The following is a 1,975-nucleotide window of genomic DNA, read 5'->3' as shown; positions in this document are numbered from 1 at the left end:
GGCTTCATACTCATCTGTATATGCTTTACGTGCTCCCATAAAATAGCCATGATACCCAAAGACTGAATTTCCTGTTAACGAATTAGATGATTGCCGTTGAAACGAATAGGGGCCCGTTTTCAAGTCAACGACTGCTTCTTTGCCAAATACAATTTTCAATCGTTTTTTAAATTCACCGTCTGCACCAAAACGCACGGAGTCCCAATAGCCGATTTGCTTCACCACAGGTTCACGTCTGAACATTAATGAGGACATGTTCGGAAATAAATATTCACCTGGCTTCCCACGACGATAGAACATTAACGTTTCCGTCGCACGTGCTTGCTCTGATGTATTAGCTATCACGGAAGGATGAGCTATCAAATGCTGTACCTGATGTTCAATTTTTTCAGGATGAGACCAATCATCTGCGTCATTAATCGTTACAAAATCTCCAGTCGCAACTTGCAAAGCACGATTTCTCGCTACATACGGCCCACTATTTGTGTCGTTTTTCAAAAGATGAATGCGTTGATCTTGCTGTTGAAACTCCTCTATAATTTGAACCGTTTGATCTTGACTGCCATCATCAACAACAAATATTTCCAAATTACTCCACGTTTGATTTAAAATGGAGCATAATGTTGTGCTGAGACTACCTTCAGCATTAAAAACAGGTATAATAACCGTTACTTTATGAGATTCTAGCTGTTGATTGGATCGAGAATGATTGATTAGTAAATCATCATACGTATATCCTATCGAATTCACATCTAATGTCATCATACCATGATTTTTAAACACTTGATTAATCCATTTTATCCGTTCTGAAAAATCTTCTTGAAGATTTGCTTTAGCTAAATATAAGTCATCGTGGTGAGTATGCTTAAGCTTCTCATCAATAATTTGTTCTGCCAGCTTACGCTCTTCTAATTGTAAGTAGCACTCAGCTTCAATTATGGCGATTCGCCTTAAGTTTGCTTCATCTTTTTCTCCCTGATAAGCTAATTTTAAATGTTGCAGTGCTTGCATCGCATTTTTCCGTGTGTATTGATTTGCGTGCCATAACGCCAACTCCCACGCTGCATACCTTACGATAAATGGATTATCGGAATTTTTAGTCAACTGCTCCAGATCCGTTAATGCTTTTTTGTGAAGCCTAATTCGTTTAAGCGATAACGTAGTTTTTTAATTTTAGGTTTTGCTTTTTTCATTTGATGCTTAGGATTAATAAGGTCATGAATTGATCTTTTTCTTAGTAGAACCTTAGACGCTAAGCGAAACCATTTATATGCACGTGTAGCTTGTTTATATAAAAAGCTCTCCTTTACAAGAGTGAGCTCTCGCTCCATCTTTAGTCGCTCTTGTTGATAATAATGACGTTCTTCCTCAAGCTCAATAATCGACTTTTCAAGCTCCTCTAAACGACCTTCAAGCTCTACTCGTTCCCCAGTTACATTATTTTGTTCGTTCCTCATGTTAAGCACCTCTTTAACCGCTCACTATGCTGACGATACCCAAATTGCTCATCTACATAAGTAAGGGCCAAGTCTACTTGCTTTTGATACAGCGACTTATCTTCCATTAACTGCTTAACCTTTGCTTGAACTTCTTCTGGCTTGGCATAGATAGCTGCTTCTTTAAATAACGGCTCATAGCTCGGTGGAATAATAACCGGAACCCCTACAGCCATTGCTTCGAAAATCACTCGACCAAATGCCTCTACCCAATCAGGGTGTGTGTAATAAATAAAGACATCAAGCTCCTTCAAAAAGTTCTTAGGTGCCATTGAACCAAATTCATAAATGGTCCAGTTTGACGGAATTTCACCTAATACTTCTTTCGGAGCCTTTGCTCCGCCTAACACATGCACCTCGTACGGTCCATGATCAGGGTAGACTTTTAATAGTTCTTCACGGTCAGATGGCCACTTGACATATTGATCTCGAGAATGACGGCCGATTCGAATCACACCAGCCTTTCGCTCATATTGCTG

At 39.3% G+C, this 1,975-nt stretch carries 3 protein-coding genes; all 3 read right to left on the bottom strand.

What is annotated here, in order from left to right:
• A partial coding sequence (locus tag JCM19034_RS20475) for a glycosyltransferase family 2 protein (RefSeq protein ID WP_156324094.1) occupies positions 1-1,104 on the bottom strand: 1,104 nt, incomplete at its 3' end.
• 14 nt (positions 1,105-1,118) lie between these two features.
• Positions 1,119-1,457 carry a hypothetical protein gene (locus tag JCM19034_RS20470; protein WP_062052616.1) on the bottom strand — a complete coding sequence of 113 codons (339 nt, stop codon included), beginning with the start codon at positions 1,455-1,457 and terminating at the stop codon, positions 1,119-1,121.
• Positions 1,454-1,975: glycosyltransferase (locus tag JCM19034_RS20465; protein WP_156324093.1), on the bottom strand; the 522-nt coding region annotated here is incomplete at its 5' end. The genes JCM19034_RS20465 and JCM19034_RS20470, both read right to left, overlap by 4 nt.

It is taken from the genome of Bacillus sp. JCM 19034 (assembly GCF_001310635.1).
GTDB lineage: Bacteria > Bacillota > Bacilli > Bacillales > Bacillaceae_D > Halalkalibacter.
Note: the sequence above shows the minus strand (reverse complement) of the source record. Positions and strands in the feature narration are given on the sequence as shown.